This window comes from Olsenella uli, assembly GCF_016899935.1.
Taxonomy (GTDB): domain Bacteria; phylum Actinomycetota; class Coriobacteriia; order Coriobacteriales; family Atopobiaceae; genus Thermophilibacter; species Thermophilibacter uli_B.
Genome location: NZ_JACJJK010000050.1, coordinates 1 through 265, shown reverse-complemented (window position 1 = coordinate 265; position 265 = coordinate 1). Strand labels below are relative to the sequence as shown.

Sequence of the window (265 nt, the reverse complement as noted above, 5' to 3'; positions counted from 1 at the left end):
ATACTTTAGTTGGACATGAACGTATGTCCACACAAGATTTGCTCCTTGCTATTGGCGAGGCTGTAGCCAAAGGAGAAACTGAATTTGAAATACATGCTTCTGGTCAGCATGATATTGGCGGTCCATTATGGCATCCAGAAGGAAAGAAATTATTTTTCCATGTAACAAACGCTGGTCAGCGTGTCGGTTGCATGTGTCTTGATAATACAGAAATTGTTGTAGATGAATCTTCATCTGCCGATGTTGGTTGGCTTAATGCTGGCGG

1 protein-coding gene is annotated in these 265 nt (G+C 42.3%); it reads left to right on the top strand.

The genetic code is table 11. The annotated features are described in order from the left end of the window. Positions 1-265: hypothetical protein (locus tag H6A07_RS09815; protein WP_204814735.1), on the top strand; the 265-nt coding region annotated here is incomplete at both ends.